This window comes from Deltaproteobacteria bacterium (assembly GCA_020845775.1).
GTDB lineage: Bacteria > Bdellovibrionota_C > UBA2361 > SZUA-149 > JADLFC01 > JADLFC01.
In genome coordinates this window covers 1-15,517 of record JADLFC010000011.1, presented here as the reverse complement: position 1 = coordinate 15,517, position 15,517 = coordinate 1, and the positions used below count along the sequence as shown (strand labels likewise).

At 45.2% G+C, this 15,517-nt stretch carries 18 protein-coding genes and 1 tRNA gene; 8 read left to right on the top strand and 11 right to left on the bottom strand.

Going from position 1 to position 15,517, the window contains the following annotated elements:
* Position 1: 1 nt before the first annotated feature.
* The 3 genes from IT291_00530 (at position 2) to IT291_00520 (ending at position 1,442) form a co-directional block, all read left to right on the top strand.
* Positions 2-796: a triose-phosphate isomerase gene (locus tag IT291_00530; GenBank protein ID MCC6219706.1), complete on the top strand. Its 795-nt coding sequence runs from the start codon at positions 2-4 to the stop codon at positions 794-796.
* 20 nt (positions 797-816) lie between these two features.
* Complete coding sequence (secG, locus tag IT291_00525; protein MCC6219705.1) at positions 817-1,350, top strand: preprotein translocase subunit SecG; 534 nt, start codon at positions 817-819, stop codon at positions 1,348-1,350.
* Positions 1,351-1,360: 10 nt separating this feature from the next.
* Positions 1,361-1,442, top strand: a tRNA-Leu gene (locus tag IT291_00520).
* A 179-nt stretch (positions 1,443-1,621) separates the two neighbouring features.
* On the opposite strand, the gene IT291_00515 is transcribed toward IT291_00520, so the two are convergent.
* From IT291_00515 to IT291_00505, 3 genes are all read right to left on the bottom strand, one after another.
* A complete protein-coding gene (locus IT291_00515) occupies positions 1,622-3,751 on the bottom strand; it encodes a hypothetical protein (GenBank protein MCC6219704.1) in 2,130 nt (709 codons plus the stop codon).
* A 194-nt stretch (positions 3,752-3,945) separates the two neighbouring features.
* The gene (locus IT291_00510) at positions 3,946-4,422 is read right to left on the bottom strand and encodes a 2-C-methyl-D-erythritol 2,4-cyclodiphosphate synthase (protein ID MCC6219703.1); all 477 of its coding nucleotides are present in this window, start codon (positions 4,420-4,422) and stop codon (positions 3,946-3,948) included.
* Between the two features lie 43 nt (positions 4,423-4,465).
* Complete coding sequence (locus IT291_00505; GenBank protein ID MCC6219702.1) at positions 4,466-5,257, bottom strand: lytic transglycosylase domain-containing protein; 792 nt, start codon at positions 5,255-5,257, stop codon at positions 4,466-4,468.
* A gap of 313 nt (positions 5,258-5,570) precedes the next feature.
* Here IT291_00505 and IT291_00500 point away from each other — a divergent pair, with 313 nt between their 5' ends.
* Entirely contained in the window at positions 5,571-6,278 is a 708-nt protein-coding gene (locus IT291_00500) for a L,D-transpeptidase (GenBank protein MCC6219701.1), read from the top strand.
* Between the two features lie 234 nt (positions 6,279-6,512).
* Complete coding sequence (locus IT291_00495) at positions 6,513-7,163, top strand: NYN domain-containing protein (GenBank protein ID MCC6219700.1); 651 nt, start codon at positions 6,513-6,515, stop codon at positions 7,161-7,163.
* A gap of 58 nt (positions 7,164-7,221) precedes the next feature.
* Here the strand turns inward: IT291_00495 and dnaB are convergent, their stop codons facing one another.
* Both dnaB and IT291_00485 read right to left on the bottom strand, forming a co-directional pair.
* A complete protein-coding gene (gene dnaB / locus IT291_00490) occupies positions 7,222-8,667 on the bottom strand; it encodes a replicative DNA helicase (GenBank protein MCC6219699.1) in 1,446 nt (481 codons plus the stop codon).
* The gene (locus IT291_00485; GenBank protein ID MCC6219698.1) at positions 8,660-9,637 is read right to left on the bottom strand and encodes a tetratricopeptide repeat protein; all 978 of its coding nucleotides are present in this window, start codon (positions 9,635-9,637) and stop codon (positions 8,660-8,662) included. The genes dnaB and IT291_00485 overlap by 8 nt, the downstream gene beginning before the upstream one ends.
* A gap of 292 nt (positions 9,638-9,929) precedes the next feature.
* On the opposite strand from IT291_00485, the gene IT291_00480 reads away from it, so the two are divergent.
* The gene (locus tag IT291_00480; GenBank protein ID MCC6219697.1) at positions 9,930-10,457 is read left to right on the top strand and encodes a hypothetical protein; all 528 of its coding nucleotides are present in this window, start codon (positions 9,930-9,932) and stop codon (positions 10,455-10,457) included.
* A 25-nt stretch (positions 10,458-10,482) separates the two neighbouring features.
* Here the strand turns inward: IT291_00480 and IT291_00475 are convergent, their stop codons facing one another.
* From IT291_00475 to IT291_00455, 5 genes are all read right to left on the bottom strand, one after another.
* On the bottom strand, positions 10,483-10,974 hold the full coding sequence (locus IT291_00475; protein ID MCC6219696.1) for a metal ABC transporter permease: 492 nt from the start codon (positions 10,972-10,974) through the stop codon (positions 10,483-10,485).
* Positions 10,975-11,525: 551 nt separating this feature from the next.
* Positions 11,526-12,167 (bottom strand): hypothetical protein, encoded by a 642-nt coding sequence (locus IT291_00470; GenBank protein ID MCC6219695.1) that lies wholly within the window; start codon positions 12,165-12,167, stop codon positions 11,526-11,528.
* A gap of 151 nt (positions 12,168-12,318) precedes the next feature.
* Positions 12,319-13,194 carry an RDD family protein gene (locus IT291_00465; protein MCC6219694.1) on the bottom strand — a complete coding sequence of 292 codons (876 nt, stop codon included), beginning with the start codon at positions 13,192-13,194 and terminating at the stop codon, positions 12,319-12,321.
* 108 nt (positions 13,195-13,302) lie between these two features.
* Complete coding sequence (locus IT291_00460) at positions 13,303-13,497, bottom strand: PLDc N-terminal domain-containing protein (GenBank protein MCC6219693.1); 195 nt, start codon at positions 13,495-13,497, stop codon at positions 13,303-13,305.
* A 157-nt stretch (positions 13,498-13,654) separates the two neighbouring features.
* A complete protein-coding gene (locus IT291_00455; GenBank protein MCC6219692.1) occupies positions 13,655-13,864 on the bottom strand; it encodes a hypothetical protein in 210 nt (69 codons plus the stop codon).
* Positions 13,865-13,940: 76 nt separating this feature from the next.
* Here IT291_00455 and IT291_00450 point away from each other — a divergent pair, with 76 nt between their 5' ends.
* Positions 13,941-14,318 carry a hypothetical protein gene (locus IT291_00450; protein MCC6219691.1) on the top strand — a complete coding sequence of 126 codons (378 nt, stop codon included), beginning with the start codon at positions 13,941-13,943 and terminating at the stop codon, positions 14,316-14,318.
* A gap of 6 nt (positions 14,319-14,324) precedes the next feature.
* Here IT291_00450 and IT291_00445 read toward each other — a convergent pair whose 3' ends face one another.
* On the bottom strand, positions 14,325-14,462 hold the full coding sequence (locus tag IT291_00445) for a hypothetical protein (protein MCC6219690.1): 138 nt from the start codon (positions 14,460-14,462) through the stop codon (positions 14,325-14,327).
* A 274-nt stretch (positions 14,463-14,736) separates the two neighbouring features.
* Here IT291_00445 and IT291_00440 point away from each other — a divergent pair.
* Positions 14,737-15,517, top strand: a 781-nt coding sequence (locus IT291_00440) for a hypothetical protein (protein ID MCC6219689.1), incomplete at its 3' end; no start/stop codon positions are given.

Here is a 15,517-nt window from a genome sequence, read left to right as displayed (position 1 = left end):
TATGAAATTGCACATTCTAGCGAATTGGAAAATGAATATGCTTCGCGCGCAAGCGAGCATATTCATGAAACAATTTTTTGACCTCTTCGACGCTCGCAAAATCGATTTCTCGGAGACATATATTGGGATTGCCCCACCATATACGAGCTTGGATGTCGTGCGCGAGGCAATTGAAAGTTCGGAAGACTTGTCGCAAATCGTCCATCTTGGCGCGCAGAATGTCCATTGGCTAAACACTGGGGCGCATACTGGTGAAATTTCGGCAAAGATGCTTGAGGAGGCCCGCGCAAAGTTTTGCATTATTGGGCATTCAGAACGAAGGCAGTATTATGGCGAGACTGACGAAGTTGTCGCCAGGCGCACACTTGCAGCGGTTGAAAATTGTTTAACTGCCGTAGTTTGCGTGGGCGAATCTGCGGAGCAGTTCAAGGCTAAAGTTACCGCTAATGTAATTGAGCGACAGATAGAGGCGGCCTTTAAGGATTTTTCTACTTTGAGAAACCTTACTCAATACCTCGTCGTTGCTTACGAACCGGTCTGGGCAATTGGAACTGGGTTAGCGGCAACGCCTGAGATAGCAACATCGGTTCATACTCATATTCGCAAGCTGCTTAAGGGCATTTTTGGCGAAGACCTCAGCAAAGAGATACCCATTGTCTATGGTGGCTCGACTAACCCGGCCAATATTGGCGAGTTATGTGCGCAAAAAAACATAGACGGGGCGCTTGTTGGAGGTGCAAGTCTTGATCCCAATGGGCTTTTTCAGTTAATAATTAATGCAAAAGCGGCTGGTTAAACCATTGAAGGATTAGGATCTTGAGCGATACACTTATTTCTATAGTACACATCATTGCCTGTATAATACTCATAGGCATAGTTTTATTGCAGCGTGGAAAAGGAGCTGAAGCTGGAGCAGCTTTTGGCGGAGGTGGACAAACATTTTTTGGAGCAAGTGGTGCTGGAAATATATTGACACGCATTACGACCTGTACGGCTATCCTATTCATGGTTACTTCCGTAACATTGGCTGTGCTTTCCAAGCGTAGCACTGCTGGCGAGGGCGAGATTTTTAAAAACATTGAAGCGCCGCAAGCTCCGGACAGTCCACCGCTTACGAGCGGCGTTACAGATACCTCGACAGCACCGGCACAGATGGAGAATGCTGAGCAGACCGATAAGCCGACCGAGGATGCAGCTCTCGATAAACCTTTAGAGGCTAGTGCAGAGGCTCCTAGCGAAGCGGCTCCGGTTCTACCAGAGCAGGTTGCTAACGAGCCGGCAGTAGGGGCGGGAGATGGAGAGCAAGCAGAGGGCGACGATGGCCTCCCGAGCAGCGAGACGACAAATTAGATAATTTTAAGCCCTGGTGCTGGAACTGGTAGACAGGCACGGTTGAGGGCCGTGTGTCGCAAGGCGTGAGAGTTCGAGTCTCTCCCAGGGCAATACTTGATTTTTACTACGGTCAAAATTCCTTTTCTCTAAGATTAAGTCTGATGGAATTTCGCGAAGTAGGTCTTTAGGCTGCTTCCCCAAAACCGCTCTAATAATATACTGATCCTGCACTGATTAATAATCTCTGCTTGCTGTATTTTGCCACGACTGAGGCAAAATACTTGCAACATTATTCTTGCTTAGCATCGTATCGCTGTAAGACAATAAGCGGCTCGTAGTCCAAGAGAGCTCGCCACCTTGGCGGAAAAGAGCCAACCATCGCGATGCCTGGATTTATAATGTCACTTTGATACTGGAGCTGGTGAGCATCTGAGAATAAACTGACTACGTCGACGCGGTAGGCCTCAGACTGCCATAGTTCCGGCGTAGTATATTCTTCAACCTGTGGATCTTGATCCTTAGGACAAGTGTCCGATATATAGGTATACGTCGACAGAATCTCGATAGAATTGTCGCTAGAAAACCAGTATCCTGTATCACGAGCAGATCTCCCAGCTCGTTCGGCATTGCAAATATCCATATGGTTTACTTTGGCCACTAAATATTCATACTCAACTGAGTAAGTGCCGTCTCCGTAGAAGGAATACAGTGCAGATGCGTTTAAATCACTAACGAGCTGCAGCCATGTCCCACAAATTGTCTTAGGATCTAAGTCATAACCAACTCCATCTTTGACTTCTGGAAAGTAAATAAGTTCTTCTGGATATGGCCCGACATAACTGTCGCACAGGTGAATTCCAGTTGCGCGTCCAGCATGTTCAGCTGCGGTTGGAAACGCAAAGTCTCCATCACGAACTCTGATGATTTCTGCTATGAGTTGAGACGAGGAAGGAGCATCTATTGTAACAACGCCATAACTATCGGGGACTGTGTTGTAGTGTTGCATATCATGCAGAGCGAGGGTTTTAGTTTGGTGCTTTCCGATTAAGATCGGTTCCACATGAGAGCTTTGACCGGTTGTTACTGTGATTAGCGCATTAATATCCTCCGAAGATGTATTGCTCAAATATGCAAAGTTATTCATATTTAAAAACAAGTTGTAAGAAGCAGTAATTGCTGCGCCAAAGGCCTCGCGCGAAGAAGTTCCATACATGGCCGAAATACTTCCGTCATCGAACCTAAAGTACAACATACTTTGGGCAATAATAGAATTTGCGTGAGAAGGTAGGATAGTAGCAAAGCCAGTATCTTCTGGTGCAAGAAATTTGCTAGCATTTAAGTGCTGCTGACCAAATGGGGGAAGATAGATCGTCTCATTGTAGACTGCTTGTCCTGCACTGTTATAGAAAATCACCTGAGGCGAAACGGTTTCATCGCTAGCATTTAAAACCTCAACCCAATTCTGACTACCCCCTCGATTCGACAGCGTGATATGCAATGGACGTCCATTGCCCGCACGGGCCATTATGGGAAATGCAAAACTATATGTCAGGGAGGCGAGACCAAATGGCGCGTCATGCCCAAAGCGCGTTACATATGAGATATAAGCAGCATGCTTATCCGCGGGAACAATACGGATTAGTCCTACCTTAGAATGGCCAAGTGTATTATGTCCGCCATCTAAATCAATTCTGCCAAAACCAGTAACCTGAACTGTGTTGCGCGCAACTTCTTTGCCTTCCTGATCGTGCATTATGACTTCGTATTGTTTAGGCACATTTTCTAAATTTATTAACGTATGCCAGTTAGCAACGCCATTCTGAATTTCCCAACCCGCCGCGCTAGGTTGAAAGGTGTTAAAACCAACTGAACTTGCCCCTCGTATTGGTTCAGATACCGGCAGGGCATACGCGAATTCAAATCCGCCACCTATCCCATCCCTGTAGTAAGAAACTCGGCCGGCAACTGAGCCCTCAAAGTCTATCTTGACCATTCCGAATGAATCAGCACTGAACCCTGGTCTAAGATCGTTTAAAATAGTGTCAAACTGCTGACTAGGAGCAAGAATTGGCAAATTAAATTCAACACCTTTGTTCCCATGTATATCAAATATAGTGAGATGTACTCGAACATCGCTGGAGCCCGTATTGACTATTTCGAGAATATTACGCTGATCTAGAAACCCATTCCAAGGGGCATATGCTGGACTGTTCAAGACACCTTTAAAGCTTCCAGGATCGTTCGGATCGGTGCCGTCAGCAACCTCAGTTATGTTTTCATAACCATCCCCGTCTGCGTCTAATGCAAAGGCACTGTTGACCATAAAAAAAACAGCGCCGAATTCGGCAACTGCTGCCATTACAATCCAGGTGCACATCACCCAGGCGAAATAATTTAGTTTAGCAAAAGTCCCTCTCATGTTTCCCTCGATGTCCTAAAAACAAGCGTTCGTGATTGAACCGTCATAGCCTTTCCAAAAAGTAGAAGATTTAACTTACTTTCTGAAAACCGCATCATTAACAACATTGACGTTGCGAGATATTATCGCGAAATACAACTAAAATGTTGCATTTTATTTCAGACAGGCCATCTAGGTTACAGAAAAGCAACTACTCAGGTGCTCTTATTAAGAAGAACTATAGCTTGGGCAGAAATCCCTTTCTCTTGACCTACGAAGCCAAGTTTTTCAAAGGTTGTTGCTTTTACAGAGACTTGCTCTACGGCACAACTGAATAATTTTGCTAGCGAGAGTCTTATACTTTCTACGTGGGGTTTTAACTTCGGCTTTTCAGCCATGACAACAGTGTCGCAGTTGACTATTTCCCAGCCGAGCTCACTAACGTGTTTCCATACTGCATTAAAAAGATCAGTACTAGCTATGTCCTTGTACCGCTCGTCACTATCAGGGAACCATGTGCCAATGTCTCCCAAAGCTAGCGCCCCGAGAAGAGCATCGATAATGGCGTGCAGTAGGCAGTCAGCATCTGAATGGCCAAGCAAACCCCTATCATGAGGAATCTCAACGCCACCTAAAACTAACTTCCTCCCCTCGCACAAGGCATGCACGTCAAAACCACAACCAACACGCATAGCTACACCAGCCATCTATCAAGCTCCAAACGTGCCCTAGTGTCTACGACAACTGGAAACCATAAGCTCGCGGTGACTGACTGATTTTCGTAGCAGCTAATACCTTCGGAACAAATTCTTTTGTCTCATGCCGCAGGAGATCAGTTTTTGCGAGCTCAAAAAAATCTCGCGTCCCGGCTACTTTAATAGCTTCCCGCACGCGCCCCTCACCGGCATTATAGGCAGCAATAGCCAAGTACCAGTCGTCGAAGAGATCGTAGAGGTATATAAAATGTCGCGCCGCGGCGTGAGTGGACTTGATAAAATCCTTTCGCTCATCCCTAAACACATTCACCATCAGGCCATATTTCCTAGCAGTTGCCTTAGTAAATTGCCACATTCCGACCGCGCCACTCCCACTCCGAGCACCATTAACATATCCGCTTTCGACAAAAGCTACATTTACCAATTCCGTGGGCAAACCATAGCTATCAAAAATATTTTCCAACAATTTGTTATACGTTCGCCTTCGAGCAAGTGCTTGCTCGGTAAACCGCCTTCCTGTTGAAGCATAGTGGCGCGTAAACCGCTTGACTTGGGCGTTCTCAACTACGTGCATATCTCCTATTAATGGCAAATTCCGCCGTGAGCCTCTGGCGTCACCATCGCTTCGCTCTTCTACACGCTCAACACTGGCAGTGCGCCACGCGAAGATCGATGCTGGCGAGAAGCTAAAACTCCTGGTACTTTCTGAAAGTGCCGAAACAGAACATCCACCTAAACAACCCAATGCGACTAAAAGGCCTGTCGCTAAAGAGATTCGCTTAAGAAGCATAGACTTGTTACAAAAAATCATCTCGTTTTCTCCTTAGATCACTTTTACCCACAACTCACTCCACACCCCCTACTAGTTATCAATCAGATATCTCACTGCGCTCTTCAAGTGGGGATATTACTTTCATTTGCGGTTTGGAGACAAGCCCTAGGCATTATTTCCTAGCAATCACATAACTTATGTGCGTAATAAATAATAAAAGATGAGGACACTCCATTATATTTGTTGCCGAAAGTACATTAACTATTATAATTTTCTATGTGTTTGTAATATATTTTTGCTTCATCAGATTGTGTAATCTTCATTATCCGATGGAAGAATTGAGGTAATTATTATGAGGATTTGTTGGCAGAGATTTTTGGCGCTAATTTTATTGTTGTCTGTGTCGTTGCTTAACGCCTGCTCGTCAATGTCTTTGCAAGATGCAATAACAGATAGGCTTTCTTTGTCATCAATTGGTTTCGCTGGACAGAAATATGATAGAAGCGGCACCTTGATTATCAGCAAGCGCGTGCCTATTAAAATTAGTTCGGACAATGCGAAAATTGGACAAGTGAATAGTGCATTTGCGTCGACTGCGCCTACTCCGAGTAGTTCTCTTTCTTATGGAGCTTTCGTGAGCTACATTCCGCCGGTTGCTGCTTTTTTGCCCGCGGACAACGAAGTGTGGATAGAAATTTCAGCGGAGGCTAAAACACTTACGCTCTATCGCGGTAGCGAGATCGTAAAAAGAATTGCTGGCGATGGCCAGATTGATTTAGAGCCAGGGGTATATGCACTTCAACACAAGCAAAGGAATCCCTTGTGGTATGCGCCAGATAGCTACTTTCTCAAGAGGCGGCAATCTGTGCCAGCCGCCGAAGATCACACGCGATACAGGAAAGGAGCTTTGGGTGAACACGTGATATATGCGTCGACAACATTTGCCATACATTCGGCATCGCTTTGGGACAGCGATGTAGGCGGAATGCGAATAAAGCGCAACGATCTATCATCGATTTATTATATGATTCCTATTGGTGCAACAATAGTAGTAAAGTGAGCGGGACGGCGCCCTTTCTGTCTTTCTTTCGTTTTTTGGGCGGCGCGTCAAAAACGCCTACTAAAAGTTAGATAGCTGCGTCTGTTGGCGTGGAAAGCGGCATTTGCTGGATATTTATAGACTTATACGCTCTATAAACTAACAAAATAACTAAATGTATACACTCTAGCAGCTGCTTGGCATAACCTTAAACGGTAGAGCAAAACGACTCAAAATTACATAAAGACTACTTCAATGACAAAAGGACAGTTCGCCGAATTGCGAAAAGGTGTGGTAAAACGAAGGACTAAGCGCCGCTTGAGTTTGTTTATCAACGGCATTAACCTGGATCGCGCCACGCGGCGACTCGATAAGAAAATAGATCTATCCCGATTAGTGGAAGGTTTATGTGGCGGCCTAACTCCGGAAATCGCAAGATATTACACATTAGTTCCATACGAAGACGATGCGCGACAGTTTGCCTTCCTCGAGGCAGTTGAGCGAGCTGGATTAGAGGTCATAGTCAAGCGCCTGCCACCTAAAGGTGTTAAGCGGCAGGTTTCTATGGACGTCCACATTGCAACCGATTTGATGTCGTTTAGTCTAAATAGAAGCTCGTTACTACAAGAAGGTTTTTCTCAAGAGAACTATGTTGGCATAAGCAAGGTAGTAAACGGAAATACCGTTGCAGAAGAGCCTATACCGGACGAGGAAGCACAGAGTGTAAAAAAAATCGCCGTGCTCGTATGTCCGAGCCGAGAAATTACTTACGCCATACATACAGCTCATTGTGCTGGGGTAGAGACGCATTTAGCTGATTTTGGTTTATACGGCACGTCCGATGGATGGAAAGGCGTAGATCGCTGGATTGATTTGTCAACCTCAGAGACTATTTGGCGCGATTAGAAACGACTAGAAACAAGGAAAGCCTCCAAGAAACTGCCGTCCCTCGACATAGTTTTTTTTAAGACACGTCCAAAGGCAAATCCAAATCCTCGCCCAAATAATCGTAGTCGGCATCCTCGGCAAGATTTTCAAAGATCGTGTATTCCCCAATAAACGCCAGGCGCACAGTGCCAATCGGGCCATTGCGGTGTTTTGCTATTATGAGTTCCGCAACGCCCTTATCCTGTGTGTCTGGATGATACACTTCATCTCTGTAAACAAACGCTATTATATCAGCATCCTGTTCGATAGCTCCCGATTCGCGCAAATCTGACATTAAAGGTCTCTTGTCCTGCCTGCCCTCTACACTACGGTTTAGCTGAGAGAGAGCAATTATTGGAACGTTTAGCTCCTTAGCCAAACTCTTTAAGGAAGCTGAAATAATGGCTATCTCCTGCTCACGCCGTTCGGTGCGCTTATTAGTAACGCGCATTAGCTGCAAATAATCGATAATCATTACCGCAAATGGATTCTGGCGATACAATCTACGAGCCTTAGCCCGCATCTCCAAAGCCGAGATTGCCGCAGTGTCGTCGATAAAAATATTAGCATTGGTGATTTCCGAAGCTGCGTCCACCAATCTTGGAAAATCGCTCTCACCGAGTTTCCCGCTCCTAACGCGCGAACTACTAACTCGCGCCTCTGAACACAGGAGCCTCGTGGTTATTTGTTGTTTCGACATTTCGAGCGAAAACAGCGCAACTGTTTTTGCCTGTTCTATTGCAATGTGCTGCGCGATCGAAAGCGCTAACGATGTTTTTCCCATACTAGGGCGGCCAGCAATAATTATTAGATCGGATTCTTGAAATCCACTGGTCAACTTATCTAGTTCCGCAAACCCCGACGCAACCCCAGTTAAAGCCTCCTTACTAACGTAGCGCTGCTCAACCTGCTTTATCGATTCCTTGACAATGTCACTTACTCGAACAAAGCCGCTCTTTACGCGAGATTCTGACACGGCGAAGATCTTTTGCTCAGCCTCGTCCAAAAAATCGTCGACGTCGCTAACCTCACCATACGCAGCGGTGGCTATCTCTGACGACGCCGAGATAACTTTACGTCTTAACGACATCTCTTTTACTATACGCGCATAATATTCAACATTAGCCGATGTTGGGACCACATCTACTAGTTTAGACAGATATTCGATTCCACCGATAGAATCGAGCAAGGCGGACATGCGCAAAGATTCAGTCAAAGTTACGATGTCAATTGGTTCCTGGCGCTCTGCAAGCTCGAGCATAACCTGAAACAGTATCTTGTGTGCGCGCTGGTAGAAATCCTCTGGCTCCAGTAGTTCAATGGCCGCATTAACAACCTCATTATCTAAAAGTACCGCACCTAAAACAGATTGCTCGGCGTCAAGAGAGTGAGGCGGCACCCTTCCACTATGTCTATGCGAACTAACTACCTTAAGTGAGGAACCTTGGACGACATGCTCATCAATTGGCTGAACGTTAGACATCGCAAATACTCGCTAATAAATTTTCAAAATCTTCGACCACGACAAAAGGCCAATGCTCTGCTGCAACAAACTTTACATCGCCACAAAAACTCTCTCTGTCCTCCTCAAAAACATCAACATCAACTGAGGGCAACTCAGTTGTCCCCATGGAATTTTCCCTTCTCGCAATGAGCAGCAACAACAACTTCGAACTTAGCCTTTCAAAGCGGCCAATTACATGCAGGCTAAGAATTTTTGAAGCGGCTTGTTTCGAAAGATTATAGTCGCCTTTTCCATACAATGCTATCGCATAATCTAACATTAGCGAAGCTGATACTTTATCTCTAAGAGCCAGGATTGGGGCACCTAAAAATTCCGCTGCCTCGGCTGAGTTATTCATCGACAATAACAGCTTCGCGTGCTCGGAAATCTGCTCAATTGAATAATCATTCTGGACGGCCCTTACTGAGTGGCAGTACCCTTCATCGAACTTGCCAACCGCCACGTTAGCTAGAGAAATATTTCTGTGAATTTCAGCTGGCCTAAGTACCTGAACTTGGTGATTCTCACTATTTGGAGCGAACTTGCTTGATGCGAGCGAACTCATGTCTAGCAGGTCAACATACTGCTCTAATGCGCTCTCAAATTTAGCGCTCTTATAAAGAGTTTGAGCCAAATTTTCTCGCGCAATGACATAATCAGGTTTAAGTTGAACCGCCCTTCGAAAGTAAGCCTCAGCCTCCTCCAGCCGATTTTGCGCCCCAAGCACATAACCCAAATCATTATAAACACTTGAGACGCCGTTATCTACCGCTAAAGCCTGGCGAAACTCGAACTCTGCAACATCAAACCTTCCTGCACTAACGTTGTTTTTCCCACGGGTTATGTGGCTTATTAAGCGCATTTCGCGACTCTCTATAACGCTTGGCGACACGTCCTCGGGTGGGAAAACGCATGCAGCTAGAAAATGAGACAAATAACAGGCGAGCATAACAACTAAGAGCCGCCAGTAATAATATTGGTCTAGTCTGTTAAAAAGATGCTGCATTCAAACACATATTTTTTTATAACGCGAAAATTCCTTACCAAACTCGGCGCTTGTAACCAATTAGGAAGTGGGATAGTAATACTTAATCGAGCTTAAAAAAACAGTCCACAGGAAACAATTTTTTGTCCACTGCACTACTGATTTTTGTATTCCTTAGCTAGTCAAGAGCTGACGCTTAGTTTAGGAATGTTAGTTCTATAGAACTCTTAATAGCAATGTCGCATGAGGGCTATTTATGGGAAAACCAAAAACTAACGAATTTAAAATTATTATTACCGCTGGCATTGTGCTTCTTGCGTTTGCGTATTTTGCATACAAGCGCGAGGCGATACTGCCGAAGGATGTCATTTCTGCTAATGGCGACAAGCGATCTGATGGATTAGGAGCCTATGGAAACGCCGAGCCTTCGCGGCTTGTTAATGGCGAAGCCGGCACAGGCGCGATTTCGAGTTCAGAACCACAATTGCAAGCGGAACGTCCCACTTTAGTTCCGCTACCTCCCGAAATGGAGAAGGCGTTAAATAGCCCACCGCCAGAACTACCACCAGACCTACAAGCCCAACTTAATGCTCCACCACCAGAACTGCCGGAAGATTTGCGAAGGCAATTGGAGTCTCCCCCTCCCCCATTACCAGCTGATCTTCAAGCGCAACTAGAAGGCCCGCCACCAGAGCTGCCGGAAGACATAAAGAAAGCTCTACAAACGCCTCCGCGCGTGGTTAGCATTGATGAAGTGAACAATCCGGAGGGATTGAGCAAATAAACACTTATGACTTAAGCCTAAGATTTTATGTGCACGTCTTCCTACGACGCACACATAAACAAATGAGCAAACATCCACCAAATACGCATACGACTGTCGCGCCAGTCGGTAGATCAAATACGTAGGAAGCAACAACCCCAGCTACGCTGCTGATAAAACCGCAGAGCCACCCAACTATCAGCTTGCCTTTCGCCGAGTCCGCCAACAGAACGCCACAGACTGCGGGAACGACAAGAAATGAAAACACCAACAAAACGCCAGCAATCTCTACCGAGCTAGTTACTACTACCCCAAAAGTCGAGTAAAACAAAAAATCCCACCATCGCACGTTTGAGTTACCAAGACCACGCGAATCGCTAGCGCCAAAGGAAATGGCAAAAAACTGACGACGACAAATCCAGTGAATAGCAGCAACGACTAAGTAGATCACAAAAACACTCGAAATCTCGTGCCATTCAGTGAATAATAGATGCCCAACCAAAAGATTTTTTAGCTCGTCGCCTCCTTCCGGCACCATGCTTAAAATTAATAATGCATTTCGCTTATCTCGTTTCGAGCGCCTACAACGACTCCGCCTAGGTAGTGCTTAGAGAGCAGAATTTCAGCTTAACCGAGCGCGGCAATACCTAGCAAAAATAACCCGGAGGGCCTCGCAAAAAAATGTTTATATGAACTGTGGAGGTAAGAAGCGAAACATACTGCAAGAAGCTATTCTCGACAGTGATTATAGGCAATAGAGCCTCGGCAGCCTTGGAAACCAAGCTCGCCGAACTGCCACTAGTGAATTTACAAACAGCACACTGCTAGTGGTGGTGGGAGCGAGTATCCGACTCACCACTAACTTCGAGAAAATGGAGAACCGCTAGCATAGAGGCTAGCAGGTAAAACGCTCCAAGAAAGCGTCGAATGTTGTTTTTGTTCGTCGACATGGGTGAATTATATACTGAGACAACGAAAATATTCAACAGCCGCCTCGTATGATCACACTAAGCAATTTACTGACCCGCCAATTTAAATTTAACAGCCATGAGGGCAAACGGCCATTTCGAGCATAATAACCAGTCGTCACTAAAAGGACAAGTTGAGCTCATCGAGCAGAGCCTTCATGCGCTGTTCCACGCTCCCCGTATGCCAGGGTCTTGCATAGCCCAACACTTGTCTTTGCCTATTGACTGAAAACAAAGCCGGCACACCACTTACTCCTGCTGCGCGATAGAGACTTCCGTCCGGATCGAACAAAGGCTCGACATTGAACCGCTTAGCAAACGCATTTAAACCATTAAGATCGCTTATTCCCAATACAAGTTCAAAATCGATCTTTGGTGAGCGAGATAGATATTCGCTGATTTCCTTAACCTCAGTTCCCACTCCCTGACACGAAGGACACCAAGGCGTAAGATACATAACCACACAATACTCGCTATAGGGACATATTTCTCGCTGAACACCCGCCTTAGCATGTAGCTCAATGTGAGGAATTTCTCTTTTAGTGAGCGCAACTTTAGCAGCGAGAAAGAGACCACACGTCAAAACCACTCCCCCTCCAATCAATCTCAACAAATTCCTCCGTGACTCCTCCTTCCGAGCCTTTATTTGCTCTTGTCGCCGCGCAAACTCCCTGACTGCTCTGCTCTCCTCTTCAATAGGTTTACACTTTGGACAAAGCTGAGGCACATCTCCAACTGAAATTCCACACCGTGGACAGAGCATACTCCTTACTCTCAATAAATATTAACAATAGCTGACTAAGTACTTGATGTCACGCATGTTCGCATATAGCAAAAGATACCACTACCTCAAAATCCTAGTAACTTGACTATTAAGTGTAACGCTTACCATTTTTAGACTATCGTTCTTGCAGTTACCTAACAAAATAGGAGTCCTGACGTTTAAATCGCCGATCCATGGAGCCCCATTGATGCGCACTGCTACTTTTTCTAATAGCGACAGTGCGGTTACTTTTTGAGTCAGGCGATAGATAAATCCACAGCACAAAGAAGATCGCGGAGGCAATTGCGGCAAAAAATCTACGCTCGGAACTGACTAGGGGGTCTTTTTGCACTAGACACTTGGCCAGGATGTCATGCAGAGCCTGTTTTTGCGCAGTAAATCCAACCATGAGAAAACCGATACCAAACGAGAAGAAGGATATTACTTTAGAGAGATGGCGGGTTACTGCTGAGGAGAATGAGACTGGCTGATCCTCTAGGTTCGTTACTCTTAACCCCAAAGCCCACTTGCCCGGAGTAGCGGCGAGTTTTGAACTTTCAAATGCCGGAAAGTAGAGTAGTCCTATAGTGACTAGCGTAAATGCTTGAATGACTGCTAAAACCATAAGTCGCAGCAACATTCCCACTAGTATCAGCTCCATTAAGCCAGACGCACCAGGGAGTCCGGATGAGGAGCCGTTAGTCAATGCTCCTAACCATTCGCTAATAAGAGCCTCAAGGTCAGCATGCAAGCTCCACTTAAATATGTTCCTCAGGAGCAAGTCACAGATTACCCAAGAGATTATCCCCATTAGCATGCTGTCGATTAGCAATGCAAAGAAGCGCAGCCAAAAACCTGCGGGTTCCATAGAGGCGTTTCGCCCAGAATAATAAGCACCTGCTCTCCGATTCCGGGGATGGAAAATTGCACTAGACTGAGCTTCCAGGACAGGTGCCTGATTATTCTTACAGCCATGACAGAGCCTTAGTGAATCGCCAACGTCAGTTCCACAGCTAGGGCAAAGCATCTATTCTCTCCTCCTAAAAGTGTTAAGCAATGCCATTTGCAAAAATGAATTTTGCAAACAGTTGAGAAACAAAGTAACGGGGTTACAGCTTTTTATCTATTGCCATTTTTAATGCCGCCGTTTTACTATGAAGTAGTAAAGGATGGCACCTAGGGGGCCCGCAAAGAGAATCACCACTCCCCATAGCAACTTATCCTCAATTGGAGTGGTCAAACAATGAATAAACATCCACAACCAGAAGCCAAACAAGAGAAACATTAACCCAAAGAAGCCTAGCATAGTTGGGATAAACCAGACTGGCATTTGATCGCAAGGCACTACACGTCCATTAAACTCACAGGTCGTCGCCCACGCAATCGGACCATGGCTCAGCATAATGGCCGCTAATGCCAAAGTGTTTTTAAAGACTCCTAGGCTGAGCTTCCCATAAGCAGCTCTCTGGTGACATAAAAAGCCGCTCTTAACTCCTTGCTTTTTCATTGCTATCTCCCTTCAATAATAACCTACCGATGACCTTAAATATTTCCACAACATCCCCGCTTTCCACCCCAGTTCCCAAAACCTCCCAGCCGTAATCAATTATGCGCCGAAATATGCATAATGGCGCATAATCTGTCATTACGTAATAATCTAGCATATTACTCAGATATTTGCAACCTCCTGATGTCATTTTTCATCCTAATATGCGATAAAAAGACATTTTGGAGTATTGAGGCGCAGTGTCCAATCGATGAGACTTAAAATCAATGACTAACCAGACTAGAAAGCCAAAAACCAAACAGCAAAAGAAGCAAGCGATTTCGGCTGCGACATCACCTGGCGGTAGGGTTCCCTTTCATCGAATTAGCATTACTATTCGCGAGGACCAATATAAGACGTTAATAGAGAGAGAGCTCTCTCTATCGGCGCTAGTGCGGGATTTGCTAGACGACCGCTTTTCCTCTAACAAAGTCACGATAAACCTAAGTGACCAAGGAAAACATTTTTACGATATGCTAATAAGCAACTTTGGAACCCAAGACATAGATCTAGAGCCATTTCTCCTCCAAGCCCTCGACAATTTTGTCGGGCAAAAGATCAATCAGATCCAAGAAATTCGCAAACAACTAAAAAACCAGCTGTGAGCAGACTCAATCAGTTACATTGAGTTTGATATTGACTACTAAGGACAATGACCTGAGGGATTTGCAATGCTCCAACCCCTTCAGCAAGACCTGCCCAAGCCCCCTCATGACCCCTACCTCCAGCCCCATTACCAGCTGGTGCATTGCAACTACGCCTTACTTTAACGCGCTTAAACCACCGATGCTCAGTTTAGACTTTTTTTGTGTTTTCTGCACACGAAGGATTATTTAGCCGATAATGATTCAAACGATTGAGGTTTAAACATTTGCCTAAGATAAGAAGTAAACAAATATGCCTCGGGCCCGGCGTTGGATAAAATCTAATACTTTATACCATATAGTATTTCGCGCACGTAGCGGCTTGCCGTTTTGTTGCACAATGTATATGCGCCTAATCCTTGAAGGGATACTCGCTCGTGTGCAGAGGGATGACAAGGTTATAGTTAATCACCACCTCTTTGAGGGCAGCCATGTGCACCTGATTGTAACGGCTAAGGATTCCGATGCCTGCAAGATGTTTTATGGCCAGATAGAGAAACAGATAACCGATTCAATAAAACGCCTTTTGGGGCTGGAGCATTTAAGCTTGTGGACTAAAGTCACTGCATATGAAATTCCCACCCTAATAGATGCCATCAATGAAATTGTTTACCTCTATACCAATCCGTCAAACGATGACCTAACTGCAAAAATTGAGGACTATCCAGGAGTGAGTTCTTGGGACAAGGCTACAAGGGCAACTTCACTGAATGACTGCATGAGTTCTTGGCATCCTTGGATTCAACTACCCATGATTGAATCTCTTCCATGCCGCTCAGTGACGGATAGACAGGACAGGCTGATTACAGAACGGATGCGCTCTAAGGCCATAGAGAAGCACGAGTTAAAAATATATCCCAATCAGTGGATTGGCCTATTTATTAAAAACCCAACTGCTGAAAACGTAAATAGTATTAACAAACGCATTGTTTCACTTATAAGAAGAAAAGAGGCAGCAAACGCCATCCGGCGTCAAAAATCTGGCAAACAAGTTTTAGGCGCTAAGCGCCTAAAAGCGCAAATCTTACTAAAACCTCATACTCCTAAAAAGAAAGGAAGAAAGATTTTTGTAAAATCTATATTTAGAGAAATTAGAATCAAGCTCATTTCTGACATGAAGCACATTTCTGCACTCTGCAAGCATGCTTATGAGCGATGGA

Bases quoted from the DNA above. Each gene is read 5' to 3' on its own strand.
- IT291_00530 (MCC6219706.1), top strand. From the start codon at position 2: ATGAAATTGCACATTCTAGCGAATTGGAAAATGAATATGCTTCGCGCG.
- IT291_00515 (MCC6219704.1), bottom strand. From the start codon at position 3,751: ATGAGAGGGACTTTTGCTAAACTAAATTATTTCGCCTGGGTGATGTGC.
- IT291_00510 (MCC6219703.1), bottom strand. From the start codon at position 4,422: ATGCGTGTTGGTTGTGGTTTTGACGTGCATGCCTTGTGCGAGGGGAGG.
- IT291_00505 (MCC6219702.1), bottom strand. From the start codon at position 5,257: ATGATTTTTTGTAACAAGTCTATGCTTCTTAAGCGAATCTCTTTAGCG.
- IT291_00500 (MCC6219701.1), top strand. From the start codon at position 5,571: ATGAGGATTTGTTGGCAGAGATTTTTGGCGCTAATTTTATTGTTGTCT.
- IT291_00495 (MCC6219700.1), top strand. From the start codon at position 6,513: ATGACAAAAGGACAGTTCGCCGAATTGCGAAAAGGTGTGGTAAAACGA.
- dnaB (MCC6219699.1), bottom strand. From the start codon at position 8,667: ATGTCTAACGTTCAGCCAATTGATGAGCATGTCGTCCAAGGTTCCTCA.
- IT291_00485 (MCC6219698.1), bottom strand. From the start codon at position 9,637: ATGCTCGCCTGTTATTTGTCTCATTTTCTAGCTGCATGCGTTTTCCCA.
- IT291_00480 (MCC6219697.1), top strand. From the start codon at position 9,930: ATGGGAAAACCAAAAACTAACGAATTTAAAATTATTATTACCGCTGGC.
- IT291_00475 (MCC6219696.1), bottom strand. From the start codon at position 10,974: ATGGTGCCGGAAGGAGGCGACGAGCTAAAAAATCTTTTGGTTGGGCAT.
- IT291_00470 (MCC6219695.1), bottom strand. From the start codon at position 12,167: ATGCTCTGTCCACGGTGTGGAATTTCAGTTGGAGATGTGCCTCAGCTT.
- IT291_00465 (MCC6219694.1), bottom strand. From the start codon at position 13,194: ATGCTTTGCCCTAGCTGTGGAACTGACGTTGGCGATTCACTAAGGCTC.
- IT291_00460 (MCC6219693.1), bottom strand. From the start codon at position 13,497: ATGCCAGTCTGGTTTATCCCAACTATGCTAGGCTTCTTTGGGTTAATG.
- IT291_00455 (MCC6219692.1), bottom strand. From the start codon at position 13,864: ATGACATCAGGAGGTTGCAAATATCTGAGTAATATGCTAGATTATTAC.
- IT291_00450 (MCC6219691.1), top strand. From the start codon at position 13,941: ATGACTAACCAGACTAGAAAGCCAAAAACCAAACAGCAAAAGAAGCAA.
- IT291_00445 (MCC6219690.1), bottom strand. From the start codon at position 14,462: ATGCACCAGCTGGTAATGGGGCTGGAGGTAGGGGTCATGAGGGGGCTT.